This is a genomic window from Secundilactobacillus muriivasis (assembly GCF_054785195.1).
In genome coordinates, this window is record NZ_BAABMI010000012.1 from 1 (window position 1) to 25,478 (window position 25,478).

The 25,478-nt window shown below is 47.9% G+C and carries 22 protein-coding genes and 1 pseudogene; 7 read left to right on the top strand and 16 right to left on the bottom strand.

From position 1 onward, the window contains the following. From ACYVR3_RS03295 to ACYVR3_RS03340, 10 genes are all read right to left on the bottom strand, one after another. Positions 1-4,490 (bottom strand): Ig-like domain-containing protein (locus ACYVR3_RS03295; protein WP_461243111.1); only part of this gene is annotated, 4,490 nt, incomplete at its 3' end. 648 nt (positions 4,491-5,138) lie between these two features. After that, the gene (locus ACYVR3_RS03300; protein WP_461243112.1) at positions 5,139-5,555 is read right to left on the bottom strand and encodes a MerR family transcriptional regulator; all 417 of its coding nucleotides are present in this window, start codon (positions 5,553-5,555) and stop codon (positions 5,139-5,141) included. A gap of 13 nt (positions 5,556-5,568) precedes the next feature. Further along, entirely contained in the window at positions 5,569-6,897 is a 1,329-nt protein-coding gene (locus ACYVR3_RS03305; protein ID WP_461243113.1) for an MFS transporter, read from the bottom strand. 154 nt (positions 6,898-7,051) lie between these two features. After that, positions 7,052-7,432: a type II toxin-antitoxin system YafQ family toxin gene (locus ACYVR3_RS03310; RefSeq protein WP_461243114.1), complete on the bottom strand. Its 381-nt coding sequence runs from the start codon at positions 7,430-7,432 to the stop codon at positions 7,052-7,054. Continuing rightward, positions 7,429-7,698, bottom strand: a complete 270-nt coding sequence (locus ACYVR3_RS03315; RefSeq protein WP_461243115.1) for a type II toxin-antitoxin system RelB/DinJ family antitoxin — start codon at positions 7,696-7,698, stop codon at positions 7,429-7,431. Before ACYVR3_RS03315 ends, ACYVR3_RS03310 begins: the two co-directional genes overlap by 4 nt. A gap of 154 nt (positions 7,699-7,852) precedes the next feature. Continuing rightward, positions 7,853-8,896 carry a zinc-dependent alcohol dehydrogenase family protein gene (locus tag ACYVR3_RS03320; RefSeq protein WP_461243130.1) on the bottom strand — a complete coding sequence of 348 codons (1,044 nt, stop codon included), beginning with the start codon at positions 8,894-8,896 and terminating at the stop codon, positions 7,853-7,855. A 33-nt stretch (positions 8,897-8,929) separates the two neighbouring features. Further along, on the bottom strand, positions 8,930-9,535 hold the full coding sequence (locus ACYVR3_RS03325) for an NAD(P)H-binding protein (RefSeq protein ID WP_461243116.1): 606 nt from the start codon (positions 9,533-9,535) through the stop codon (positions 8,930-8,932). 1,070 nt (positions 9,536-10,605) lie between these two features. Beyond that, positions 10,606-11,586 (bottom strand): ABC transporter permease, encoded by a 981-nt coding sequence (locus ACYVR3_RS03330; protein ID WP_057151570.1) that lies wholly within the window; start codon positions 11,584-11,586, stop codon positions 10,606-10,608. Further along, on the bottom strand, positions 11,579-13,087 hold the full coding sequence (locus tag ACYVR3_RS03335; protein WP_461243117.1) for a sugar ABC transporter ATP-binding protein: 1,509 nt from the start codon (positions 13,085-13,087) through the stop codon (positions 11,579-11,581). Before ACYVR3_RS03335 ends, ACYVR3_RS03330 begins: the two co-directional genes overlap by 8 nt. A gap of 11 nt (positions 13,088-13,098) precedes the next feature. Beyond that, positions 13,099-14,064 carry a sugar ABC transporter substrate-binding protein gene (locus ACYVR3_RS03340; protein ID WP_057151569.1) on the bottom strand — a complete coding sequence of 322 codons (966 nt, stop codon included), beginning with the start codon at positions 14,062-14,064 and terminating at the stop codon, positions 13,099-13,101. A gap of 385 nt (positions 14,065-14,449) precedes the next feature. Here ACYVR3_RS03340 and ACYVR3_RS03345 point away from each other — a divergent pair, with 385 nt between their 5' ends. The 3 genes and pseudogenes from ACYVR3_RS03345 to ACYVR3_RS03355 all read left to right on the top strand — a co-directional run. Beyond that, positions 14,450-14,722 carry a maltose acetyltransferase domain-containing protein gene (locus tag ACYVR3_RS03345; protein ID WP_461243118.1) on the top strand — a complete coding sequence of 91 codons (273 nt, stop codon included), beginning with the start codon at positions 14,450-14,452 and terminating at the stop codon, positions 14,720-14,722. 239 nt (positions 14,723-14,961) lie between these two features. Beyond that, entirely contained in the window at positions 14,962-16,194 is a 1,233-nt protein-coding gene (locus ACYVR3_RS03350) for an RNA-guided endonuclease InsQ/TnpB family protein (RefSeq protein ID WP_461243119.1), read from the top strand. Positions 16,195-16,460: 266 nt separating this feature from the next. Continuing rightward, positions 16,461-16,820 (top strand): annotated as a pseudogene (locus ACYVR3_RS03355) (DapH/DapD/GlmU-related protein); the annotation flags it as partial. 71 nt (positions 16,821-16,891) lie between these two features. Here the strand turns inward: ACYVR3_RS03355 and ACYVR3_RS03360 are convergent. Beyond that, positions 16,892-17,626, bottom strand: coding sequence for a nitroreductase family protein (locus ACYVR3_RS03360; RefSeq protein WP_461243120.1), 735 nt, complete (start codon positions 17,624-17,626; stop codon positions 16,892-16,894). A gap of 172 nt (positions 17,627-17,798) precedes the next feature. On the opposite strand from ACYVR3_RS03360, the gene ACYVR3_RS03365 reads away from it, so the two are divergent. Beyond that, positions 17,799-18,671, top strand: coding sequence for a hypothetical protein (locus ACYVR3_RS03365; protein WP_461243121.1), 873 nt, complete (start codon positions 17,799-17,801; stop codon positions 18,669-18,671). A 110-nt stretch (positions 18,672-18,781) separates the two neighbouring features. On the opposite strand, the gene ACYVR3_RS03370 is transcribed toward ACYVR3_RS03365, so the two are convergent. The 5 genes from ACYVR3_RS03370 to ACYVR3_RS03390 all read right to left on the bottom strand — a co-directional run bounded on the left by ACYVR3_RS03370 (position 18,782) and on the right by ACYVR3_RS03390 (position 23,030). Continuing rightward, positions 18,782-19,408, bottom strand: a complete 627-nt coding sequence (locus ACYVR3_RS03370; RefSeq protein WP_461243122.1) for a PepSY domain-containing protein — start codon at positions 19,406-19,408, stop codon at positions 18,782-18,784. A gap of 156 nt (positions 19,409-19,564) precedes the next feature. After that, positions 19,565-20,206 (bottom strand): TetR/AcrR family transcriptional regulator, encoded by a 642-nt coding sequence (locus ACYVR3_RS03375; protein ID WP_461243123.1) that lies wholly within the window; start codon positions 20,204-20,206, stop codon positions 19,565-19,567. Between the two features lie 111 nt (positions 20,207-20,317). Next, on the bottom strand, positions 20,318-21,478 hold the full coding sequence (locus ACYVR3_RS03380; RefSeq protein WP_461243124.1) for an ABC transporter permease: 1,161 nt from the start codon (positions 21,476-21,478) through the stop codon (positions 20,318-20,320). Then, complete coding sequence (locus ACYVR3_RS03385; RefSeq protein ID WP_461243125.1) at positions 21,475-22,200, bottom strand: ABC transporter ATP-binding protein; 726 nt, start codon at positions 22,198-22,200, stop codon at positions 21,475-21,477. Before ACYVR3_RS03385 ends, ACYVR3_RS03380 begins: the two co-directional genes overlap by 4 nt. A gap of 272 nt (positions 22,201-22,472) precedes the next feature. Next, positions 22,473-23,030, bottom strand: a complete 558-nt coding sequence (locus ACYVR3_RS03390; RefSeq protein WP_461243126.1) for a TetR/AcrR family transcriptional regulator — start codon at positions 23,028-23,030, stop codon at positions 22,473-22,475. A 210-nt stretch (positions 23,031-23,240) separates the two neighbouring features. Here ACYVR3_RS03390 and ACYVR3_RS03395 point away from each other — a divergent pair, with 210 nt between their 5' ends. From ACYVR3_RS03395 to ACYVR3_RS03405, 3 genes are all read left to right on the top strand, one after another. Continuing rightward, positions 23,241-24,197 carry a glycosyltransferase family 8 protein gene (locus ACYVR3_RS03395; RefSeq protein ID WP_461243127.1) on the top strand — a complete coding sequence of 319 codons (957 nt, stop codon included), beginning with the start codon at positions 23,241-23,243 and terminating at the stop codon, positions 24,195-24,197. Next, positions 24,194-24,655, top strand: coding sequence for a 1-acyl-sn-glycerol-3-phosphate acyltransferase (locus ACYVR3_RS03400; RefSeq protein WP_461243128.1), 462 nt, complete (start codon positions 24,194-24,196; stop codon positions 24,653-24,655). The genes ACYVR3_RS03395 and ACYVR3_RS03400 overlap by 4 nt, the downstream gene beginning before the upstream one ends. 155 nt (positions 24,656-24,810) lie before the next feature. Continuing rightward, positions 24,811-25,478, top strand: a 668-nt coding sequence (locus tag ACYVR3_RS03405; RefSeq protein ID WP_461243129.1) for a transposase, incomplete at its 3' end; no start/stop codon positions are given.

The following is a 25,478-nucleotide window of genomic DNA, read 5'->3' on the forward strand; positions in this document are numbered from 1 at the left end:
TCATGCGTATCACCGTTGCCATCAGTAACAACTACTGTTGTACCCGGTGTGGCAGTACCCGTTACCGTCGTCGTCCCGTTGTTATTAACTACCGGATCCGCGGTCAACGTTGGGGTTGCTGGTACAGTCACGTCGGTACGCTTTGTATTACCGTCTGTATCGGTCGTGGCTACAGTTACCTTTCCACCATCTGTAACTGGGACATTGTCTAAGCTATAGGTACCATCGGGCTTCACCGTAACATCGTGTGTATCACCATTACCATCAGTAATCACTACCGTTGTTCCGGCCTTTGCAGTACCCGTTACTGTCGTGGTGCCATTGTTATTGATCACTGGATCTGCAGTTAATGTTGGCGTTGTGGGTACAGTCACATCGGTACTCTTCGTGTTGCCGTCAGTATCAGTTGTGGCTACTGTAACTCTGCCGCCATCCGTAACCGGGACATTGTTTAAGCTATAGGTACCGTCTGGGTCGACTGTTACATCATGTTTGTCGCCATTACCATCAGTAATCACTACCGTTGTCCCTGGCGTTGCCGTACCCGTTACTGTCGTGATGCCATTATCGTTAACTACTGGATTCGCAGTCAACACTGGCGTTGTGGGCACTGCCGTATCAACACTCTTAGTATTACCATCCTTATCAGTTGTGGTTACCGTAACCTTGCCGCCATCTGTGGAAACTGGGACATTGTCTAAACTATAGGTACCGTCTGGGTCAACCGTCACATCATGCGTATTACCATTACCGTCAGTAACAACTACTGTTGTCCCTGGCGTTGCCGTACCCGTTACCGTCGTCGTGCCATTATTGTTGACTACTGGATCCGTAGTCAACGTTGGCGTTCCTGGTACCGTCACCTCAGTACTCTTAGTATTGCCATCAGAGTCCGTGGTCGTCACCGTAATCTTGCCGCCATCTGTAGAGACTGGGACATCATCTAACGTATAACTGCCATCTGAGTTCACAGTAGCATCATGCTTCGTGCCGTTACCATCCGTGATGACTACCGTTGAACCTGGTTTAGTCGTACCAGTTACGTCAGTCGTCCCGTTGTTGTTCACTACTGGATTGGTGGTCAACGTTGGCGTTGCCGGCACTGCTGTATCAACGCTCTTAGTATTGCCAGCCGTATCAGTTGTAGTTACCGTAACTTTGCCGCCATCTGTAGCAACTGGCACATCAGTCAAACTGTAAGTGCCATCCGGGTCAACCGTCACGTTATGCGTATCACCATTACCGTCAGTAACGACTACCGTTGTCCCTGGCGTTGCCGTCCCTGTTACTGTCGTGGTGCCGTTGTTGTTCACTACTGGATTGGTAGTCAACGTTGGCGTGCCCGATACCGTCACATCGGTACTCTTAGTATTACCATCAGGATCCGTGGTCGTCACCGTAATCTTACCGCCATCTGTAGAGACTGGCACATCATCAAAACTGTAAGTGCCATCTGGGTTCACGGTAGCATTATGCTGATCACCGTTACCATCCGTGATAACTACCGTTGAACCTGGAGTTGTCGTACCCGTTACGTCAGTCGTTCCATTATTGTTAACGACTGGATCAGTCGTTAACGTTGGCGTGCCGGGCACATCGACTTTGGTACTCGTACTGTTACCACTTGGATCGGTCGTCGTTACGGTGACTTGCCCGTCTGTGGTACCAACGGGAACATTATCCACCGTATAACTACCATCTGAACCAGCCGTAACTGTATGTTTATCACCATTTGCATCGGTCACGTCGACAGTTGCGTTAGGGACCGTTGTCCCCGTAACCGTCGTTGTGCCATTGTTATTAACGATTGGATCAGTTGATAACGTTGGCGTTGCGTTGACCGTTACATCCTTGGTCAAACTGCCACCATTGTCATCGGTCGTCGTCACCGTCAATTGGCCACCATCAGTGCCAACGGGAACGTCAACTGTGTAACTACCATCATCGCCAACGGTTACAGGGTAGGTATTACCTGCATCATCCGTTACACTAACGGTCGTTCCAGACGCCGTTGTCCCGGTCACAGTCGTCGTGCCGTTGTCGTTACCACTTACCGTCATGCTAACAACGGTTAAAGTCGCAGCAGAGTTAGTGAAATCCAGTTCATCAACACTCACACCGTAAGCCGTCGCAATTGCTTGCTTACCAGTATCAGATAGGTCGATCGTGTAACCACCCGCTACTAAATTAGCGTAAGCGCCACTCACAACTGCCCCATCCTTAGAGATCACAACGTCGTCACGCGTTAACGTCACGTTTGGATCAACTGTATTTTCAGCAATATTTAGCGAAATACCTGGGTTAGCATCGCCCTGTTGCATCACCGTTGAATTGAGTTGTTGGGCCTGCTTAATGTAGCTCACAACGTAGTTCCCAGTTTGCTTATCATCTGGAATCTCAGTTGCTTCAGTCCACGACCCATCATCCTTGGTGTAGCCGGAAATGTAGCCGTCGACTTGTTGAATCGGCACTGCTGTCAGTGCTGTTCCGAAAGTGATGTTGCTGCCGCTGGCGTCTTTGACTGGCGTGTTAGTCGTATCAACGGCCGTTGTGGTGCCAGTATCCGTTTGAACAACGCCCGAAACTGTGGTGCCGTCTGGCATCGTGTAGTCCGCAATGTTACGAGTTGGTTGAGTGCCGTTAGCTTTGTAGTAAACGTTCAGCGTGTTGTAGGCACCAGTCGTTGAAGTCCCCATCATACCCGTGTTCACCGTGGTCACTTTTCCGTTTTGGTAAGTGCCGCTATCATCCGTTCCGGCAGCCCCAACGAAGGTAAACCCTTCAATCGTTGGCGCGCCAAAGACCGTTTCGCCAGTTGTCGTTGTGCCAGATACGGTTAAGTTGCTACCAACGTTGGTATTAACTGTCGTTGAAGTTTGAAGCACCTCACCCGTTTCAACGTTGATGTAGTTGACCGTAGTGGGTTCTGTAACTTTGGTTAAGGTGAAAGAGTTGATTCGACCTAAATAGTTTGCGCCGCCACTACCGGCTGCCGCAAACATGGCGACTGACACAGCTTGATTAAGCTGGACGCTTGTCACCGTCAATTTCTTGACCGCCCCATTCGTCACATCGGTTACAGTTGCGGTGATCGTTCCGGTCACCTTACCATCAACTACCGTTCCAGTATCAGGTGTCCACTTGTAATCAAATAAAACATCATAGGCACTCCCATTAACTTGAGCCGTGTGGGGGTTGGTACCAGCCGGGTTGGTCACATCAGAGGTACTATTGGCTTTATCCATATTCATTTGAACGAACGCACTACCACTTTTCGCTCCGGTATCATCGGTTTGACGAATCGTTAGCGCCCCGTTAGGTGTATCGTTATAACCGTCTCCAGCCTGATAGTTGTCAAAGCCGATAAAGGTTGTATCCTTTTGACCAATGATTCCAATATCGGCACTTGCACTAGCCCCTGCACCAATCCCAGCTTCACTAGGATTAACGGGTTGCAAAATAATCCCAAGTCCGCCACCACCGTTAAGCTTATCTAGTGATAGTTCACCTTGAATTTCAAAACTCTGCGTTGTATCAATTTGATTCTCGAATGAATACGAGGTTGCTGTATAAGTTGTCCCATTCGTCAGCAATTGAATCCACTGCTTACCAGTCGCTGGATCCGTGTAAAGTTGTCCAAAGATGTCCTTATTAGCGGTAACTTTTGAGTCAGTTTGCCCGTTAAACACATCAGTAATATCAGTTGGAATTGTCGTTGAGGTTGCGGCAGAGGCATCACCAGCATTAACTGCCAAGGCAATATCCGACACATTACCGTCATCATCCACGTATTTGCCATCCAACTGGTCCACCGTTGCAATCGACTTTGGTTCTGCAACGAGGGCTCTAGACATCATTAAGCTCTGCTTTGCGGCCGTTGCCGTAGTGGTTTCATCGGCGACAACTTGGTTTGAAGCCGCACTTGCCGTTTGCGCACCGGTGGTATCTGTCGATGTGTTGTTTGTTGTGTTATTCGTTGTTGTGGTATCAGTTGGGGTTGGGTTGGTGACTACACTATTATCAGTCGCCGGTGTCCCTGCCGTTCCGTTACCAGTATCAATTGTCGTCGGCGTTGTCACATCAGAAGTCGTTGCCGACTTGTCAGTTTCAGTCGTGCCAGTACTACTGTTTGTCGACGTTCCCGCACCATCAGTAGCGACAGTTGTATCGGAATTAGTTGTCGTTCCCGATGTTGTTGTCGTGTCAGGTGTCGTCGATGTATTTGTAGCATCAGTAGTATCTGTTGTATCCGTAGTACCACTCGTACTACCAATATTAACCGAACTGCCATTCAAACCGTTATCAGCGCTTGTTGTACTCGTATCAACTGTTGCTGTTGTACTATCTGCTGAGGCCGTGGTATGGCTTAACAGCATCACTGACCCCAGCGCAACAACTGACAAACTTGCGTAAACGAAACGCTTCCCCACTTTATACATTTTGTAGTGCTGCTTCGCATTGCAGCGCATGATCTTGTTACGATTCCCCATATTCATTACTCCTCCAATATCAAAAGTAACCCAGTTTTAGACTTCAAAAAATCCGGAACCACTATTCCCTTAGCGGTGTCGATTCATCAGCAAACTTGATTGCTCTTGACACGAGAAGCCGTTGCTTCAAGTGTGCACTCATTTTTACTCCTCCTTGAAAAATAAGCCATTATTTAATTGTTAGTTAGCTAAAACTTCCCCCAATTAGACATCTCCTATGCGAATCAGCGCCAACGTCCCCGTTATCGAATTGGCCTGATCACCTCGTTGGTTCCACCCATCGAGGCTGGTCGTTTCTAATCGTAGTGATAAACATACCACTATCGTTAAAAACGTTCATCCGCTTAAATCCTATTGGTCCCTATATTATACATTAAAAGTAAGTGGAATAGCACCAATAAGCTATAATTTTTTTGTTAACTTTTTTAACATCCTTGACTAATTCAACTATCAATTGACTTGTGAACTATCGGTTTTCGAGAATTGCCGGGAAAGGTGAGGGTTGAAATTCACAAGCGTTTGATTTTTTCAATCATTATTCTGTGAAACATTTTATTGCCGTAGCCTTTCGTAACGTCTAACGAACGCAAAGAAGCAGGCATCAACCTCCAAATTGAAGTTGATGCCTGCTTACTTTATTTTTCGTACTTAATCGTGCGCCCGTTCTCCCTCAACCCGCTGCCGTTCCAACGCCCGTAGCTCCTCTTCCGTGGCCACCATGTGGTCATCGTAATGATCCAGCTTAAAGTGAAGATGATCAATCGCCGCTTGAATATCATCGCGTCGCTCTTCCATTTCGGCTAACTGCGTTTGAAGAAGCTCGATTTGTTCACGCGTGTTGTCTTCTTGTGCGTCAAATAGTTGAATGTAGTGGCGAAGATTTTCGATGCTCATCCCCGCTGCCCGCATTTGGCGCGCAAATTTGATGCGTCGAAGAATTCGTTCATCAATATCACGGTTACCCGTATCGGTGCGGTCAATCGTTGGAATGAGCCCTTCTTTTTCGTAGTAACGGATTGCCGACGATGAGACCCCGGTCAGTTCACTTGCTTGTTTAATGTTCATTTTAAAATTCCTCCTACCGTTTCTTCAAACCAATGTTGATGACTGCCAACAGCGCGATACCCATCAATACGACCATTAACGTAACCGAATGATTGTAGCTCACCGTTGGATTAACAATGCCCGACGTCAACAACGTGATCACGGACAGCCCGAACGAACTGCCGACTTGGTGCACCGTGTTCACAACACCGGACGCTGAGCCGGCAATTTCCGGATCCGTATTAGCAACGCCGGATACCGTCAGCGGACTTAACGTGAACCCTTGCCCGATACCAATGATCACCATTGGCACTGCGATGGCCCAGAAATATCCTGCCTGCACTTTAACGATTGCCGCCATCAATAGGCCCAAGGTGGTTAGAATCGTCCCAGCCAGCATGATTTGAAAATTACTGAACCGGTCGTTCAACCGCGTTACCAAGGTTGCAAAGATAAATTGTGGCACTGTTTCGGGTAAGAATCCTAGCGCTGCCAACAGCGGTGTAAAGTGGTACACGTTTTGCATCGCCTGTGGCGTGAGGAAGAAGTACGAGATCATTGCGCCAAGAAAGAAGAACCGGGCAATGTAGGCGCTGCTGCGTTCGCGGTCTTTAAACAACCGGAGTGGCATGATTGGCGCATCGGTCCGGTGCTCCTGCCAGATAAAGATGGCTAAGAACACAATAGCGACAACCAGTGTCACTGCCGGATGACTCGCACCGTTGATACTATAGACCAGCGCCACGATGCCGATCACTGAGGCGAAGGCCCCTACCCAGTCAATTTTACCACGGGTTGGTTCGCTTGCCGGAATGTATTTTAACGTCAACAACACCATCACGATGCCAATGGGCACGTTGAGCAGGAAACCTACTCGCCATGACAGGTAGCTGGCGATCAAACCGCCAATCACCAAGCCAAAGCTGGCGCCCAAACCACCAGTGGCACCGTAGTAGACGATGGCGCGGGTGCGCATGTTATTCCGATAACTGTCCATCAGTAGCGCTAACGTGGTCGGCGCCAAAATTGCGGAGCCGACACCTTGCAGTGCCCGCATTGCGATCAGCATGGCGCCATTCGTTGCCAGTCCAACCAACAGTGAGCCGATACTGAAAATCACTAAACCAATTAAAAAGACCCGCCGGCGCCCAAAGATGTCGCCAGCCCGGCCGCCTAACATCAATAACCCACCAAAGGTTAAAGCGTAAGCATTTGTCACCCACGATAAGGTCTGGGCATTGAGCGTTAAGTCCTGCGCCATCTTCACCGTGCTCGTGAACACGATGGAATTGTCCAGCAGGATCATAAAGTAACTGATCAGAATGATGGGGAGCACCATCCCGAATTTGGATTGTTTTGCCATGAATTAAATTGCCTCCGTTTTGCTTCGTCGAGTAACCTACGAGAACTAAGGTTAGCCCCTTGAAGTAACTTGAAGGCAAGGGTTATTTTGAAAAAAATAAAAAAGTGGTCCAAATTTCTTCGGATGCCACTCTCACTGAATAACAATTGATAGCCTAACCAAATAAATCACTATGCGTCCCAATATTAATTAATGTCACTGTTTGATCAAGAACATTTCGGCTAAAAATAAGTAAGCGATCGCCATTATGACCATCCAAATGCAAATCTAAAACATGAATCTCTACCTTGTTTTTAGCAGTTCTCTTAAGTTGCTTAACTAAATCTCTAGGCGGCGTTAGTTGATGTTCATAGAAGTATTCTGGAATCGGTGTGTTATTTCTAAAACATGTTAACACAAACAACCACGATGATAATTCAGTCCCTTGAACCGCTGAGGGCTGATTAAATATTGGTTGCCATCTAGATGATTTTTTAACTCGTTTATAGCTCTTTTTGAACCCTGAAGTATACTTAATGACAAAGCTTTCAGTCATGAATCTAAATCCTCAAGCAGATCTTCCACATTATTGAACTTTTTCAACGGTTGCTTTCCATTAACATCATCTATCATTTCTTGAATACTGTCATTAGTTGCTTGATTAGTGATTTCAAAAGTTGGTGAAATTTTATGATCAGCTGCCTGTCCAACAACAATTTTAACTAGTTCAGAAATTGTCATATGCTGTTCTGCTAAATATTTTTCGGCCTTTTCTTTAGTTTCAGCTGGAATCCGTACTTGAATTCGATCGGTTGATTGCATGATTGAGCACATCCTTTCTTCTAATACCAATTGTACTCCGCATGGAGTACAATTGGTATTATTTTGACTTACTCAACTAAAAAGCGTGAGACAGAGACCGCTCTTTGCTCCCTATCACACGCTTATTGCTATTTTCTAAATAACGATAATGGAGCTATTCACCATCAACCAACAACAACGACTTAATCGCTTCCCGCTTATCCATCGCTTCATAGGCCGCCTGAACTTGGCCCAGCGTAAACCGCTTGGTAAACACCTTTCCGGGATGGATCTGACCGTTCAAAACGGCGTCCAATAAGACGTTGCGGTCATCCGTCGTCACTGGTGCCACGCCACCACGCAGGCCAATGTTCCGCCAGAACAGCGCATTCGTGTCCATCGTTGATTTCTGAGGCACACCGACCCGACCAACAATCGCACCAGCCCGTGCAACCTTCACTGCCGTATCAACAGACTGTTCGGTCCCAACACATTCCAAAACAGCGTCCGCGCCGTTACCATCGGTCAGCGCCATGACGTGTTCAACGGCGTCATCACCACGTTCGGCAACGATATCGGTTGCGCCAAATTCCGTCGCTAACCGTTGCCGGTCTTCGTGGCGACTCATCGCAATGATCCGAGTGGCGCCTCGTAACTTGGCAGCAATTACGCCACACAACCCAACCGCGCCATCGCCCATCACAACAACGGTATCGCCGGCCTTAACTTCGGCACTGGCCGCTGCATGGTATCCGGTTGCCATCACATCAGACAATGTCAGCAAATCGTTCAACTGCGCATCCGTGTAATCGCTAGGCTTGCCCGGAATCTTCACCAACGCCCAATCAGCATTGACGAATCGCAAATACTCGCCCTGATACCCAACAATCTCACTTGCTGGCTTATTTTGACAATCACCCGCAAAGCCAGCCAAACAAGCGGCACAGTGACCACAACCGTGGGTAAACGGCGCAATCACAAAGTCACCGGGCTTCACGTTGGTCACGCCTTCACCCACTGATTCAACCACCGCAATGGCTTCGTGCCCCACCGGACTGTTGGCCTGCCGCTTTGAAATGCCACGGTACCACCACAAATCAGATCCACAAACGCAGGCCCGAACAATTTTCAAAATCGCATCTTTCGGATCCTGAATCGTTGGCTTTGGCAATTCCTGAACGGCCATTTTTCCTGGTTCAATAAAGACTGCTGTTTTCATCATTAAAAATCTCCAATCGTTTCTATATAATAGTTACTTTCGATTGATGCCCAAACTCTCTCGCGCACCAAACGTGTCATCATGTGCTAATCGCACCACTAAATCAGCAATGCTCTTCCGAGAAACATCGTGACCACCAAACGGTTCGTCCTGTCGCGTAATTTGATAATCGGTATCATTGCCATTGTCAAACCACCCCGGTCGAATCGTGGTGTAGTTTAGTTCAGAGGCCGCAATCACGTCAGCGGCATCACGATAATCCTGTAAAATCGGGTTACGACGCAAGTTGCCACCGGCACCAACGCTGGCAGGAATCTCGTTATAAATACCCATCGAGGTAATAAAGAGTAACCGAGAAACGCCAGCCGACTGCATCGCATCAACTAAGCGCGTCGCCATATTAGCCAATTGCCCACTCAATGCCGCAAAAACCACATCTTGGCCAACCAGCGCCCGCTGCAACGCATCCGCATCCAGCACGCTACCAGCAACCGCCGTTTCGCGAGCCGCATCCAATTGGCCGAGTCGCCCAACATTACGGGCCATCAACGTTAATTGATCATCCGTGTGAGCTAAGAAATACTGCCGCGTCACGCGCCCAACCGAACCCGTGGCGCCAATAATTAAAATATTGGTCATCGTCATCCTCACTTTCGTTCCTGAAGTAACTTTCAATATCCTTACTTTAGACCCTTCAAGTAACTTCAAGGCAAGAGATATTTTGAAGTTTTTTCTATTCAATAAGAAAAAACGAGAAGTACTTCAGTTTTTTTACTGTTACTTGTGTTCAGCGTAAGCATGTTAAGTTTGTGAAGTGATTCTGGTTTTATATGGTGGGAGGATGCCGCGGGAGGCTCCGGTGCTATGCGGAGCTGGAACTCAGCTTCCAGGCTTCGCCGGGTCGACACTGCTGAGCTCCGCGCACCTCCGCCTCCCGCTACATGGTGCGCTGTTGGCAACCAGAATCACTAACTGTCACATTCTGGACTGACGAAACTGTGTGATGGCAAGGTTAGACAATTACTCAACAACTGCAGACGTACTTGTGGTCAATGCTCAGTAACTACAATGAATCAACGATTGCGCGATACTAAAATTTGCCAGTCGTGCGTTACGGCTGCGTGGACTTAATGCGGTTACGTTGACATTCGGACTGCATCGAGGTTTATCCATCACGATTATGAAGCGTTGACTGATGATTGGCCTTGGCGTTGTACTACCGTGGTTGATCGCACAGTTAAGCACTTGAGATGTTCTGCGATAGTGCCGAATTGCGCAATGTGAGATGGAGGTAGCCGGCCAGGTGTATGCTGTGTCGCGATAATTGGTGGTTGTTGGCGACTTTCCAACAACCGCCAATTATCGGGGACGAATTAAAGACTCGCACGGATTTTGGCGAGGCTTGAATTCGAGGGCTGAGACCGCCCTTTGGCTCAGGCCGGCCCCACAGCAGGAACCTGGCCGGCTACCGGAATCGACAGTTTATGCAAATCACCGCACCTCACAAACTGAACAGAAGAATGCTTACGCTGGACGCAAACGACAACAAAGAAAAAGGCCACAATCCTCACCGCCAACTTGGCGATGATAATCGTAGCCTTTTTTCAATACCATTAGACAGCAATTCAACAACCAAACCCGCTTGATTCTGAGAAATCGCGTTAACATCACGAGTTCGTGCACTTCACTAACCTTGCCGTCCGTACAAATTAAGCTTGTTTGCGTTTCTTAACCACCTGCAAGATCACGGCCAAGATGATGATCACACCTTTAACGAACCGTTGCGGCCCTTGCGCCACGTCCAACAGGTTCAACCCGTTGGCGATAACGCCGGTGATCAGCGCCCCGATGATGGTCCCGGAAATGGCACCCTTCCCACCTTGCATGTCGGTGCCGCCAATCGCAACCGCGGCGATGACGTCCAGTTCGATTCCGTCAGCAGCGGTTGGTACAGCAGAGTCCAGCCGCGCCGTTAAGATGATGGCGGCCAACGCACAGCAGACACCCGAGATGATGTAAACAAACGCAATGTGGCGCTTCACGTTGATCCCGGATAACTTGGCGGCCACTTCATTGCCACCGATGGCGTAGATGTGCCGGCCAAACTTGGTGTAGCGCAACACGTACGCCCCCAAGATGAAGATCACCACCATGATGATGGCTGGAATTGGAATCACGCCAATGCTGCCGCCTAACACGTCAAAACTCTGGGGTAACGTATAGACGGGTTGCCCGCCGGAGATAGTATATGCCAACCCCCGGAACATGGTCATGGTCCCCAACGTTGCCACGAAGGGTTGCAGGTTTAACTTGGCGATCAAAAACCCGTTCAAGGCCCCCACCAAGCCACCAACGACGATGCCCGCTAGGATGGCACCAATCACTGGCACACCTGCCTTCATCATCATGGCCATTGCCAGACCATCAAAGGCGATGATCGACCCAACGGACAGGTCAATGCCGGCCGTTAAGATCACGTAAGTCATCCCTACCGCCACGATCCCAACCTGCGCAATTTGCAGCAGCACGTTGAAGATGTTATTGACGGTGGTAAAGTTTGGCGCAAATAACGCCATGGCAACCACTAAGATAATCAGCGCAATCGACACGCCGAAGTTATCGTTGGCGATGAGTTTGGTCAAGAGACCGGGTTGCTTTTGAACCGTATTTTTTCCATTCACATTATCCATTGTCCTCGACCTCACTCGTCGCTAATTTCATGATGCTGGCCTGGGTGGCCGTTTCTCGGTTGAGTTCACCGGAGATTCGGCCCTCTCGCATGACCATGATTCGATCACTCATGCCCAGAACTTCGGGTAATTCTGATGAAATCATCAGGATGCCGACGCCCTTTTCTTTCAATTGATTCATAATCGCGTAAATTTCAGTCTTGGCGCCTACGTCGATTCCCCGCGTGGGTTCGTCCATAATCAGCACTTCGGGTGCGACTTCCAGCCACTTGGCCAAAACCACCTTCTGCTGGTTACCACCACTCAAAGTGGCGACCTTTTGCTGACCACTAACCGCTTTGATCGCCAGTTCATCCATGAACCGCTGACCAACCTGCTTTTCACGCTTGAGACTCAGTGCGCCACTACCGCTTTGGACCGACTTCAACGCTGGCAGGGTGATGTTTTGGCAAATATCCAGAGTCATCACCAACCCCTCATCACGCCGGTTTTCAGTCACGAAGCCCACGTGGTTGCGAATCGCATCCGCCGGCGTCCGAAACTGAACCACGTCACCGTTCAAGGTCACTGAACCCGCCGTGTAGCGGTCAGCGCCAAAGATGGCCCGGGCCACTTCCGTTCGACCAGCACCCATCAACCCAGCTAAGCCAACGATTTCACCTGCGTGCACCGCTAAGTCCACGTCTTGAAACCGAGTTCCACTGAGATGACGCACCCGCAATCGCTCCGGCCCCGGCGCCACGTCAACGTGTGGAAATTGATCCTTGATCTCCCGCCCGACCATCATCGTGACTAACCGATCATGGGTGGCGTCTTCAATGGCGATTTCACCAATCGTACTGCCGTCTCGCATCGTGGTGACCGTATCGCCCACAAACTTGAACTCTTCCAACCGATGGGAAATGTAAATGATCGAAATGCCGTTGCGTTTCATGTCATTCACGATTTCAAATAAGTGGGTGATCTCTTCGTCCGTTAAAGCCGCCGTTGGTTCGTCCATGATGACGATCCGGGCTTTGGTCGAAAGGGCCTTCGCAATTTCGACCATTTGTTGCTGGGCAACGCCCAATTCAGAGATCCGCTGCTTAGGATTGATGGCAACGTGCAGTCGGTCTAACACCGCCTGCGCTTCACGGTTCATGGCGTCAAAGTCGATCCGGCCGCCACGACCTGTGAGTTCGCGTCCCAGAAAAATGTTTTCAGCAACGCTGAGCTGAGGAACCAAATTGAATTCCTGATAAATCATACTGATGCCGTTTTGTTCGGCGTCAGCTGCGTTCGTGATTGTCACCGGCTTACCGTCGATAAGGATCGTCCCGCTGTCCTTGTGATAGGCTCCGGTTAGAACCTTCATCAACGTGGATTTACCGGCACCATTTTCCCCCAGCAAAATATTGACCTTCCCACGCTGCAGGGTCAACGCGGCATTTTTTAAAATTTGAACGCCCGCGAAACTGATATTGATGTCTTGCATCTCTAAAATGATGTCAGTTTTTTCCACGTTGTCTCACCTTACTTTGTGTATTTGGCCACGTTTGACTTATCCACAACCACCGTTGGAATTTCGTTAATGACGTTAGCCTTCTTTTGACCTTTGATTGCCTTGATGGCATCTTGCACGGCACGCTTACCCATCATCTTAGGGTTAGTGTAAACGGAACCGGTAACGGAACCCTTCTTAATGGCAGCCAAAGTGTTCGGGTTACCATCGATCCCAATGGTGATGGCGTTCTTGATACCCGCTTGCTTAGCAGCTGAAGCGGCACCCAAGGCCATTTCATCACTCAAACCGTAGAAGGTGTTAATATCCTTGTTCCCTTGGTACATGTTAGTGGCCGTATCCAAGGCCTTACCACGATCCCAGTTAGCGGGTTGCTTAGCGACGATCTTGATGTTCTTGTACTGCTTAGCTGCGTCCACGAAGCCGCCTTCCCGGTTTTCGGTAAATACCCCAGGCAAGCCTTCAAGGATCCCAACGTTCAACTTCTTATCGGCATACTTCGTGCCAAGCCATTTAGCAACACTGGCGCCGGCCTTCTTTTGGTCGTAACCAACGTAAGAGTAAACCTTGGCGTCCTTAACTTTACTAATTGAGTTGAAGACCACAACGGGTACTTTGTCACGGTTAGCCTTCTTAACGGCTGCGGCCATCGTCTTGTCATCGGTGGTACAGATGGCGATGGCGTTGGTCCCCTTACTCAATGAATCTTCAACGATCTTCAACAGGCCTTCGTAATCGTCTTCCTTTTGTGGTGCCAAGACGTTCAACTTATACCCTTGGGCCTTGGCTTCTGCCTTGGCACCATCGATCGTTGATTTATAGAACGGACTCACCATGGCAGGCGGCAAGAAGGTGATCGTTTTTTCACTCTTGCTAGACGAGCTACTTGAACTCTTATTCCCACAGGCGGCCAATCCACCGACCATCGCAACTGCTGCTAAGCCAAGCATGGCTTTTTTAAAGAATGATTTTTTCACTACAAGTCCTCCCCAGTACTTAACAACGTGATTAAGCCGTTAAATACGATTACATAATATGAGCTGTGTCCTTACGCAAAGCATTGTATCATCGTGATATTTTAAATTCAACGTCATATTTACGCGTAAATCAGGTGTTATTTTTATGAAAGCTTATTTTCATTCAGGGAAATTGCTGGTTTGTGGTGGGTTAAATAAATTTTATGTTTTCATTACTACGTGATAATAGTTTTGAGTGGTTGAGGCCGTCAATTGGTTTCAATCTGACGTTAGAATGGCGTGGTAAGACCGTGAAATCAACGTTTTATTATTTCCGTTACAACTGTTTGTTGAACTTGTTATACTATAAGTAATCAACTACTCACTTACCGGAGGTCGAACAATCATGACAACTGAACAAGAACGAATGCTGGCTGGTGAAATGTACAACTCCATGGACGCAGATTTAGTAGCGCAACGCGAATCGGCACATCATGACTGCCTAGCCTATAATCAACTCCCTGAAGCAGCGGAAACTGAACGGCAAACGTTGGTAGATCACCTCATGCCCAACCATGGCGAGGGTTGCTACTTGCAAGGCCCCGTCCAATTTGATTACGGGCGCTACATCACTGTGGGCAATAACTTTTACGTCAATTTCAACTTTACTGAGGATTAGGCGTAATGCCCCGGTTTTTAAACCGGGGATGTAAGCCCGTTTGCTTAACGTAATTTTGATACTTAGCTTTAAAATTTTTGCGTTTTTTGATGATTTAGTCCTTATTTTGTACGTCTTAATACAAACGACAAGCCACAGGTCAATTTTATCGCGGTGCACCGACTTTGTTTAAAATGAACATACGTTCTTGATGAAACCTTTCTTTCTTAGTAAAATTAACTTATTAATTAAGAAGGGAGGTGCTTATCATTAAAGGCAAAATGTCCGACGAACGAAAACAAGCTATCAAGGACCGGATGAAGGCGGTTAAGGCAACCTTCACCTACAGTTTTGGGTTCAAAATTCGGGTCTATCCTAGCGCCCAACAAGCCGATATCATGTTGTTTAACTGTCATACAGCCCGCTACATTTATAACGCCAAAGTCTTTCAAGATTGGGGCTCTAAGCGACACGCTAAATGGCTGAAGACTGATTCTCGATTAGACACCAATATGCCAAGTATGGCGATCCGTAATTATCAGGCATCCTGGAACATGTGGCGGAAGGTTAACTCTGCGGGGACACCGAAACCCAAACGTAAAGACCAATATCGATTCAGTTATCAAACGAAGAACAGTTATCCGGCCAAGTCTCGTAAAGCTGGTGAGGATATTTTTAACGGCGCTAAAGTTAAAGTGACCGACCCTCACCACATTCAGATTCCCAAAGTTGGTCGTTTGAAGGCATCGGCCAACAACATCAAACACCTACCACACGAAAAAGGTGTCCGAATTGGCGTAACTACCATTAAACAGGAACCGAATGGCGCTTGGTATGTGTCCTTTCAAATCAAAGCGGATCATCCCTTGAAACAAGCGCTACCGAAAACGGGCTCAGAAATTGGGATTGATTTAAATCTATCTAATTTCTTAACTGATGATCAAGGTCATCAAGTGCCGAATCCTCGCTACTATCGTAAGATGTTAACGAAACTAGCTAAACAGGACCGTAAAGTGGCGCGTCGGAGGCGACGAGCCAAAAAAGAACATCGCCGTTTGTTAGACAGCCGTAATTATCAAAAGGCCCGGCGTCAAAGAGCTAGCCTTCACAGCCATATCGCCCATCAACGCAATGATTTCCTGCATCGAACTTCCACGGTACTGATCCAGAACCACGATTTGATCGTGTCCGAAGAACTACGCGGGAAGAATATGTTGAAGAACCACGCACTAGCGATGAGTATCAGCGACGCCGGTTGGCGTACCTTTATTAGTCAGCTTGAGTATAAAGCTGAATTATATGGCCGAACCTATATCACGGTTAATCCAGCCTACACGACCAAACGCTGTCACTGCTGTCAGGTAATCAATCAGCAAGTCAAACTAGGACAAGAAGAATGGCGTTGTCCGAACTGTCATGTTTTTCATATTCGCGACCACAATGCCGCCATCAACATTAAAAATAAGGGATTAGCGTTGCTTCAAGAAGCTTAAATTCCATGAATAATCCATCGGTGCCGTGGCAACTCCGGATTCCGACTCCAAATGGCTGGGGGGTAAACCCCTGTAAATAGGTAATTAGCGTGTCAGACCAAAGTTGAACGATAACTGCGGCAGTGCTGTATCTAAGCAAGCAGAAACGGTCAGGTAGACTGATTATCGATCAGGAATGCTTCCAAAACAGTTAAACGTGGCGAAAGATTGCTGATCAATAACTACCGCTGTTTCAATCCACCTACTTTAGTGGGTGGTAGTTGAAGGTACTAGATGAAGCACCGATTACGGTTGGCAACAACGTCATGTGCGGACCAAACGTCACCCTAGTCACCGCCCTTCACCCCCTGCGTTATCAGCAACGCAATATGAAGACCAAGGATCGCGATGGTGAAGACTACAGCTACGAACACGCCCTACCCATCACCATTGGCGATAACTGTTGGTTGGCTAGCAACGTCACCGTCATTGGCGGTGTTACGATTGGTAGCGGTTGTGTGATTGGTGCCGGGAGTGTAGTTGTTAAGGATATTCCAGCCAATTCGCTGGCTGTGGGGAATCCTTGTCGGGTGGTTCGGGAAATTACGGAAGCGGACCAACTTGGCGCTGACGGCATGCCTAGATAACTAACTAATACAACCTAAAAAGCAGTGCGCCAATGATGACCATTAGCGCACTGCTTTTAATTTAATTTCAGTTACTTCAAGTCCTGCGGCATCTCAAACCCCTGCGCCTTCAAAATCGCGCCAATCTCATCCCGGTGCTTTTGATCCGCCCCAAGGTGTCGGCGAACCAGACTCGTAAACGTTTCGGGTCGGGCATTGCTGCCCCGACTAGTATAGTAATCGCTAATGGCTTGGTCATAGTCAGCCATTGCATCCGCTTGGAAGGTCGGGTAGCTGTCTTCACCAACCACCAAGGTCCGTGGCAACCGCGGCTTTTGATCAGGCACCGTTTCCGGAACCCCTACCATCAGGCCAAGCAATGGGAAGGTGTATTTGGGCAAATGAAGTAAGTCGATCATTTGTTGCGGATCGTTTAAAATACTTCCCAGCACCACGCCGCCCATTCCGGAACGTTCCGCCGTGGCCAACACGTTTTGGACAGCCAAGGTGGCATCAAACGCTCCCGCTAAGAACGCGTTCCAGTTGGTAAAGGTGTGCACGTTGCTCCCCGGTTCAGTCAAACGAATATCACGCCCGGTATCAACAACGAAAATGAACAGTTCACCGTTGTCCTGCCGCAACGCCAGACTGCCACTGATTTTAGAAATCGCAGCGCGAAGTTCCGGCTTGGTGATGCGAATCAAGGTAAACGATTGTAGAAACTCACTGGTCGACGTTGCACGAGCGGCATCTTCCAGTGCCCGATAATCGATTTTAACCGGCTTAAAGCGCCGAATGGTACGGTGTTGCAATGATGCTGAATCCATGAACTCATCTCCAGAATTGTAATTATCGTTTATGATAGCACAATCTTGAGATAGCACAGTCTTTGAAGATCGCTTAAATTAGCTTAAAGAATGTGAGAAACTCAATTTTTTGGCTCTAAGTTCAGTACAATTAAGGCAACTGTTACCGTCCAATTTAGGGGAGGACTTTCACATGACAACTCATTTTGTTAAACAACTCGCAATCCTTGCATTTGGCACAACCATCGGGCTGGTTGGTCTAACTAACAGTACCGCCCACGCTGATTCACTCAAGACACTTGAACACGCGACCTACGTCAAAACGACGCGCGCCATGTACACCGGTCAGTCCACGTTGGTAAATGGTAAACGCGGCCATAAAATAGTCACACCAAGGGGAACGATTCTCAAGGTTTCTGGTTTCTGGCAAAATTCGACTAGCGGGACGCCCACCTACTCGGCTAGCCTAAGCCGCGGCGATCTCCACTATGCAACTCGCAGCAAAATTTATCCTGTCAATCAAACCATCACCTTCAAGAAAACCAGTGATTTCAAAGCTTACACACTTAAGATGCCCGGGCGCGCTCGGTTACTACAAAGCGGCAACGGTTATACCAATACGGCTACCAGTCACTATAAGCCCATCTTTCACGTGACGCTGGATGGTTACGTGGAATATTACAGCACTGCTCGGTTAAAACACTACGGTATTTACGACGCCAATCAACTGGGCAAAGCCTACTCGTTACCCAACGGCAATCAATCGACCTATACGCCGGATGTGCTCACCTATATCAAACCAACGACCACCGTTAAAGTGGCAACCTTCAAAGTGACTGGTAATACCGCCTACCTCTACTATAAGCGGCCGATTAACGGGCTTACTGAAAAGCAGGTATCTAGTCGCTACTATCGTTTAACGATTCAAAAGACCAACAGTCACCTACTCAACCAAACCTGGCACCCCACTACCGATGACGGTAACCTCGTCAACGCCTGGTGGAATCGCTATACCGTTGGCGGTCATCACTACTTTGACTTAGTGGAAGTTGAAGCTGTGGATTAAATCAAGATTTTTCATCTCACAAAAGCACCGCTAACTCACTCAATTTTGAGCCAGTCGGCGGTGCTTTTAGTTGCCATCGTTTTCGGTTTAACCTATTTTTTCAACTCAATCTAGTCATCATCTCGCTCAGTTGCCAAAACCTTTCCAGACTGCGCATTAACCTTCACGCTGGTCTCTTGCCCTTGGTCCTCAAACTGAACGTCCCAGTAAGTTTGACTCGCTTCCCGGTCCAGTGAGATTTCGGTTGCTGATTGATCCTTGGCCTGACTTTGCGCTTTTTGAACGGCCTCATTGACGCTGATCAGGTTATCCAGATTCAACGCGTCGGCTTTCCGTTCCACGCCGTTGGCTTCATCCGCGTCCAGTGCTTCACTCTTTTTACTTGTGACCGCCGCCGTCTTTGCGTCTAATTTCAACGAATATTCCTTACTATCACCAACGCCCTCAACCTCGTACTGGTAGGCACCCAGCTGTTTTTCTAGGGAGATACCAGTAATATCGCTGTTTGGAAAGGCCTGCTGGTACTTTTTAATCGCCGTGGCCACGGACACCTTCACCTTTGTGACGTCTGCCGTTGCTGTTGACTGACTACTCGTACTTGAACTGCTACTACTTGCGGACTGGCTACTACCAGTCGTTTGACTACTTTGATCATTGGACTTCGACGCATTATTTGCTGAACATCCTGCTAAAGTCAATGAGAGGAGTAACGCTAACATCAGTTTGGCTTTCATCATGAGGACACCCTTTCTAAATGGCGGTCAGTGGCTTCATCACATTAATGATATTGATTACCATTTAGTTTACCGGGTGAAAGACTCAATTTCAATCAATTTTGCCGTCCTCATTAGACTTTTAATGATACCAACCATCATTTACCACTGATAGGTCAGCTACTTGCTGAGCGCAGCCACAAGAATGTCTTCAATCAACCGCAAATCAGCCGCTTCATCAACTGGTTGTTCAGGCAGAATCTTGGTGCGTTGGAGAAAATAGGCAAGCAACTGCCCCCCAAACGTTCGAAAAACAGCCAACGGGGTCAACCCCGCTCGTAGTTCACCGGTTTGTTCCAATGCACCGTAGATTCGCGTCACGAATTGTGGCTCCGTCTCCTTGATAAACTGCATCATCTTGGTTCTCATCTGCGGATTGGTCATCATCTGAGAGAAGAAGATCAGCATGACATCGGTGTTATTTGCCAAAAACTGAAATCGGTCCTGAATCAAAAAGTGAATTGTCTGCCGTAACGTGGTTGTCGTAGGAATCGTGGCCAAAAAGTCTTCCCGGTAGTTTGGTAGTACGTCGCTCACGATTGGCATCAAAATGCTCTCCAACAAGTCCTGCTTGGTTTTAAAATACTTAAAGATCGTCGCCTGGCTCACCCCAGCGTGCTTGGCAATCTCAATCGTGGCCGTGCCATCATACCCATTTCGGGAAAACAGTTCTAACGCGGACTGAATCACCGCACGCTTGCCCTTGGGCATCTCCTGCTCCGTCAGCCAATCCCGGTAACTGGCAAAAATCGCTTGTTCCATCGTTTCACTCCCTCTAGATACGACAAGGTATCAGCCAATTCATCGGGTGATGAACTGCCTGATACTCGTCAGTGTGCCGTTGAACCGAAATGAGTCAACGGTGGTCTTCAGTTAAACTTTCCGGTAACGCCGTAAGCCAAGGACGTTGCCAATCGTCAAAACGACTAGGAAAATTAGCAGTACGCCAATATCTAAGCCCAGTGACGACAGGTTTTCACCCCGCATCATGATGGCTGTGACAGCATCGCCAGAGTATTTGATTGGGATAATGTACGAAATGGTTTGAATCCAGTGCGCCATCGAGTCCATCGGGATAATCCCTGAGAAGAAGACTTGCGGAATGACCACCACTGGAATGAACTGCATCATCTGGAACTCGGACCGGGCAAACGTTGATAACAAGATCCCAAACGCCAGCGCAACCAGTGCCAAAATCAGGTTGATCACCACAATGTTGAGCACGTTACCAACCACATCGACGCCCAGCAACCAAATCGTCGCAAACACGATGACTAACGTTTGAAATACCGCCAGAATGCCGTAACTCAACATGTAGCCCAGCACGATCTCAGACCGCTTCACCGGCGTTGCCAGCAACCGCGACAAGGTCCCGCTGGTCCGTTCCTTCAACAGTGCCATCCCGGAAATCAGGAAGACGAAGAAGAACACGAAGAAGCCCATCAGAATCGGTAGCATTTTATCAAAGAAACCGGTATCTGCATCACCGTAGACGTAGTGGCTGGTGATCTTCGGCGTTGCGCTCTTAGCTTGACTGCTTTGAACTTTCGCTTGCTTCGCTTGAAGTTGTTGCTGCATCGCGGTTGGCAAAGCCTTTTGGATCGTCGCAATTGTCTTTTGTGCGACGCCTAACTGAGTCTTCATCTTACCCACGTTAGTTGCCGTCATGGCACTGGAGAAAGCCATCTTCACAGCAGACGTCTTACTAGAATCAGTGTTGGCGTACGTCATCGTGAAGTGGTTGTCCTTTTTCTCGCGGATAATGGCGTCCACTTTTTGATCCTTCAACGCCTTTCGCGCTGATTTTTGCGTGTCGTATTTGTGCACCTGAACGTGCTTCACACTATCCAGATTGGTGTTCAAACTGGACGTCACCCCGACCGTGGCCACCTTCACGCTAGTCGTTGAATTCGCGTTAAAGATCACACTCATCAGCCACAACACCAAAATTGGCGCCAAAAACATCATCGCTAGGGTTCGTTTGTCGCGCAAGAGTTCCTTTAGCACTCGGTTCATAATCGCAATTGCTCTCATTCGAATTCACCTTCCGCCTTTAAGAATACGTCTTCAATCGAATCAGCCTTGTACTGGGTCTTCAAAACCACCGGTTCATCAAAGGCAATCACTTCGCCACCCAGTAACAACGCCACTTTATCAACCAATTCGGCTTCATCCATCACGTGGGTCGTGATCAAAATACTGCGGCCCTCATCCCGAATGGCGTTCAACTCTTTCCAAATCTGCCGCCGTAATGCGGGGTCGATTCCCACTGTAGGTTCATCTAAGATAAGTAATTCAGGATTACCTAACAACGCAATCGCAAGTGACAACCGGCGCATCATCCCACCGGAGTAGCCACTGACCCGCTTATCAAGGTCAGCCGTTAAGTCAACGACTTGCGCAACGTGGTCGATAGCGGCCTTGATCTCACCCTTGGCGATGCCCTTCATTTGGGCGTAAAACTTGAGGTTTTCTCGTGCTGATAAGGAATCGTACAACGCATCCGTTTGGGCCATATACCCGATCCGGGCAAGTAGCTGCCGGTTGGGCATCGTTTCACCAAAAATCTCCGCCGTTCCACCATCGGTGACTTCCATCCCCAATGCGGTTTTGATCACCGTCGACTTGCCGGCCCCGGATGGTCCGATCAACCCAACGATCTCCCCTGGCATCACAGTGAGATTAATGTCCTTTAACACTGTTTGTTTGCCAAAGCGTTTGACTAAATGTTGTAAATTAATAATGGCTGCTGTCATCTTGCATCGCCCCTAACTTGGTTTCGTTTAATAGATTAGTGATTGATTACTCACCAGTGAGTATAGACTCACTTTTGGGTGGCGTCAAGTGGGGTGGGTTAAGTTTTTGATTTTTGCTTAGGCCTTGATACGTCTAATGCTAGTGTCGGTAAGTGTTTACTCACTTTTTAAATTATTTTAGATGACCGCTGAACCATAAAAAAACGGCTACCTTGTTTGGCAACCGTTCTTACTATTCAATTCAACTGCTTATTTCAACTTTACTCGACCACTTACTCAACGCACTTCAACACAAACTGGTTTAAAATCATCGCCAATTCCTCGGGCGTTTCCCGCTGACCACCTTGCAGCCATTCCCGGATAATACCATAAACGCCACTACTCAAAAAGATAATTAAATACTGCTCTTCAGCAGGCGACTGCGGCTGTCGTGACGCAAACGGTAGCACATTTTGTTGAATATTTTGCCGAACCACTCGTTGCATCTGTTGCTGAATCTCGCCAACCCCGTTTTCCGATAACAGTAACATGATCAGCTGACCCTCATTGGCCATTAACGTGATCAAGGTTAAAAAAAGTTGGTAGTGATCACGTTGCAGGTTTTGTTTGAAAATCGGGGCCATTTTCACCATCAACTCTCGCTGATACTGTTGAACAAGGTCGTACTTATCCTCATAGTGCAGATAAAAGCCACTCCGACTCACCCCAGCCGTTTCACAAATATCGCGGACACTAATTTTAGAGAAGTCCTTGTGCTGCAATAACGTGATCATGGCCGTCAAAATTTGTTGTTTAATTCTTAAAAAACGAGTGTCCTCAACCTTTTCCATCCTAACCCCTCCCTAGTCCGTCAGTTGTCGCTTGTCATTCTAACCGGTTTTACAGCGTAACTCAATCCCCTTGTCAAACCACCACCATGGCTTAAAAACCAATTTTCAAGAACTGTCCATTAGCGATATTTTAAGATTGCAACTCACAATCCCTGTCGCTAGTATGAGTGTGTACTCACTTACTAAATGATTAAAAAAGGAGCGTTTACTATGCCTAGTCAAACTAACCCAACTGAAATTCCCGTTATTTTTTCAATCGATGACCACTTTGTCCCTTACCTTTCCGTTTGTTTAACGTCGCTGATTGCCCAGACGTCACCTGAAACGCATTATCACGTTTTCGTCTTGAATCAGTCGCTTACCACGGCTAATCAAGCAGCGCTTCGTAAATTAACCACCGAAAACGTCACAATCGACCTCATGACAATTGATGACGACTTAATCGCTGACTTAAGCGGCGTTGACGGCACGCTGCGCGGTGATCAGTTCACCCTCACCATTTTCTTCCGGTTGTTCATCGCCGACTTGTTCCCACAATACGACAAGGTGATTTACCTCGATGCGGATACGATTCTTCGCACGGATATTGCGTCGCTTTACCAAGTCGAACTCGGCAACAGCCTCATTGCGGGCGCCATCGACACCTTTGCCCAAGAAGCCCCATCGACAATTGCCTACGTCAACCACATGCTTGGCATTCCTCAAAATCACTACATCAACTCTGGTGTGCTGTTAATGAACCTCAAGCAATTACGCACTGAGCACTTCAGTACCCACTTCTTAAACCTGATGAATACCTACCACTTCGATGTGCTGGCACCTGATCAAGACTACTTGAACGCGATGTGTCACGACCGTATTTTACTATTGGACCGGGCTTGGAACGCCATGCCATCGATCTTATTTACCCCAGTCGATGACCCGAAAATCGTACACTATGCCGTCTTCAACAAACCTTGGCACTACAACGATGTGCAGTACCAAGACTACTTCTGGGCAACGGCCGCCCAAACACCGTACCTCGCTGAGCTCCAGCAAACTCGCGTGGCCTACACCCCTGAACAACTCCAACACGACCAACTGGCCTGCGCTGGGTTACGCCAACGGGCTCAGCAACTTGCCAAGCAACCCGTTACCTTTGCATCAGCTTGGGAGGCAATTCAATGATTATCGGTGGGCGGAAACAGCCCGTCATTCAAAACATCCAGCGCGCCGCTGCTAACGGGACCTTTAACGTAAAGGTCGAGGTCAATGACCCCCAACTGGATGCGGCCCAACAAAAGGCGTTAATGACCGATTACCTTCAGGTGCAACAATCACGCTGGAGCGGGTTTCATAACGGTATCGCGCGAACGATTGCGAACGGCATGACTTGGTTGTTGAATCGTGATACCCAAGTCGTTGGCCTCAAGAATCTGATCCGTATCAACGGCGGTGCCATCGTCACTTGTAACCACTTCAATCCGCTGGACAACACCGCTGTTCGTTACGCAATTCATCAAGCGGGACGCCACCGGTTATTTGCGGTCATTGAAGACACTAACCTTGCCATGCCAGGCTTAGTCGGCTACCTCATGCGCCACTACGACACGATTCCGATTTTTAACAGTCCTAACTACACCTGAATTATTCACCAGAAACTCCAAAATCCCCATCAAACACATGATTCAAGTGCTTGATGGGGATTTTACGTTTTCACCTTTTAAGTGCAGAAAAAGAGCCTCAGCTCTGGTATAGTTAACTCGACCAAAAGACACTATAAAGAGAAGAGGACTCTATAATGAAAACTGTACAGGAAATGGCATTTAGTTTCAATAAAAACATTCTAGCATCGCATACCGGCGGTCAATTATCTTCTGATGGTGGCCTAACCTTGTGTGTTGAACTGATGGCAAAGTTTCAGTTCACGAACTTAGCTGACAATCTATTGAAGTTCAACGACCATCGACAATACTGCCGACATAGTAATTCAAGTATCTTGATGCAGTTGGTTCTGCAGATCATTGCCGGTTATAATACAGATTCTGCTGCAACCTCATTGGTTGCAGAACCATTGTTTAAACTTTTATTGGACAAACCAGCCTTAGCTTCACAAGCGACGATATCCCGTTTCTGGCAACGTATCGATTCCGCAGGTGTGGACGCCTTCCAGACTTTAAATCAAGCTCTTATTGATCAAGCTCGACTGCTAACTAATCAGACGACCACCATTATTGATATTGATTCAACCCATTCTGACACTTATGGCAATCAAGAAGCTACTGACTATAACGCCCATTATGGCTCGGAGGGGTATCATCCATTACTAGCTATCGATAATGATGGTAATCTCCTGAAAGCCATCCTACGGCCTGGTAATGCCTATACCAGTACAGATATAAAAGCCTTTTTAGAACCGTTATTAAAACATTATCAAGACCAATTGCCAGAAACTGATATTCTGGTTCG

Bases quoted from the DNA above. Each gene is read 5' to 3' on its own strand.
- ACYVR3_RS03310 (WP_461243114.1), bottom strand. From the start codon at position 7,432: ATGACTGAAAGCTTTGTCATTAAGTATACTTCAGGGTTCAAAAAGAGC.
- ACYVR3_RS03330 (WP_057151570.1), bottom strand. From the start codon at position 11,586: ATGGATAATGTGAATGGAAAAAATACGGTTCAAAAGCAACCCGGTCTC.
- ACYVR3_RS03390 (WP_461243126.1), bottom strand. From the start codon at position 23,030: ATGGAAAAGGTTGAGGACACTCGTTTTTTAAGAATTAAACAACAAATT.
- ACYVR3_RS03345 (WP_461243118.1), top strand. From the start codon at position 14,450: ATGACAACTGAACAAGAACGAATGCTGGCTGGTGAAATGTACAACTCC.
- ACYVR3_RS03400 (WP_461243128.1), top strand. From the start codon at position 24,194: ATGATTATCGGTGGGCGGAAACAGCCCGTCATTCAAAACATCCAGCGC.
- ACYVR3_RS03320 (WP_461243130.1), bottom strand. From the start codon at position 8,896: ATGAAAACAGCAGTCTTTATTGAACCAGGAAAAATGGCCGTTCAGGAA.
- ACYVR3_RS03365 (WP_461243121.1), top strand. From the start codon at position 17,799: ATGACAACTCATTTTGTTAAACAACTCGCAATCCTTGCATTTGGCACA.
- ACYVR3_RS03385 (WP_461243125.1), bottom strand. From the start codon at position 22,200: ATGACAGCAGCCATTATTAATTTACAACATTTAGTCAAACGCTTTGGC.
- ACYVR3_RS03395 (WP_461243127.1), top strand. From the start codon at position 23,241: ATGCCTAGTCAAACTAACCCAACTGAAATTCCCGTTATTTTTTCAATC.
- ACYVR3_RS03360 (WP_461243120.1), bottom strand. From the start codon at position 17,626: ATGGATTCAGCATCATTGCAACACCGTACCATTCGGCGCTTTAAGCCG.
- ACYVR3_RS03380 (WP_461243124.1), bottom strand. From the start codon at position 21,478: ATGAGAGCAATTGCGATTATGAACCGAGTGCTAAAGGAACTCTTGCGC.
- ACYVR3_RS03315 (WP_461243115.1), bottom strand. From the start codon at position 7,698: ATGCAATCAACCGATCGAATTCAAGTACGGATTCCAGCTGAAACTAAA.
- ACYVR3_RS03305 (WP_461243113.1), bottom strand. From the start codon at position 6,897: ATGGCAAAACAATCCAAATTCGGGATGGTGCTCCCCATCATTCTGATC.
- ACYVR3_RS03300 (WP_461243112.1), bottom strand. From the start codon at position 5,555: ATGAACATTAAACAAGCAAGTGAACTGACCGGGGTCTCATCGTCGGCA.
- ACYVR3_RS03375 (WP_461243123.1), bottom strand. From the start codon at position 20,206: ATGGAACAAGCGATTTTTGCCAGTTACCGGGATTGGCTGACGGAGCAG.
- ACYVR3_RS03370 (WP_461243122.1), bottom strand. From the start codon at position 19,408: ATGATGAAAGCCAAACTGATGTTAGCGTTACTCCTCTCATTGACTTTA.
- ACYVR3_RS03325 (WP_461243116.1), bottom strand. From the start codon at position 9,535: ATGACCAATATTTTAATTATTGGCGCCACGGGTTCGGTTGGGCGCGTG.